1 protein-coding gene is annotated in these 521 nt (G+C 42.6%); it reads left to right on the forward strand.

Annotated elements, in window-relative coordinates:
- The coding region (locus A3766_RS09980; protein ID WP_068642162.1) for a chemotaxis protein CheW at positions 1-486 on the forward strand (486 nt) is incomplete at its 5' end.
- Positions 487-521 lie beyond the last annotated feature (35 nt).

Genomic DNA, 521 nt, shown 5'->3' on the forward strand with positions numbered 1-521 from the left:
GCTGCGGGGCTGCCTGCGCAAGACGAAGCTGTAGAGTTATGGAATGGTATCGGCTTTACGATTGCCAACACTCAGTTCGTTGCTCCAATGGGTTCAGTATCTGAAATCCTGCACCTACCCAAGTACACCTCTGTTCCAGGTGTACGAAACTGGATGCTTGGTGTAGCAAACGTACGTGGCCGTCTACTTCCAATCATGGATTTAGCCTTATTTTTTGATGTTGAATCCAGCTCCAAAAAGAGCAGAGATAAACGAGTCTTAATCGTCGAGCACGGTGAGATTCTTAGCGGCTTTGTCGTAGATAGCGTTCACGGCATGCAGTACTTTTCAGCTGATAGCTTTCAAAAGAATGCTAACTCACTATTAGAAAAGTCAATCCAGCCTTTTATAAAAGGCGCATTTGAAAAGAACAATAGTCAATGGAATGTATTTGATACCTTCACACTGACAAACAATAAAAAGTTTCTTGATGTTGCAGTCAGGTAGTAACGCTGCTCATCATTTGAAAGCAGTAAATTGAA

It is taken from the genome of Oleiphilus sp. HI0132, from assembly GCF_001635845.1.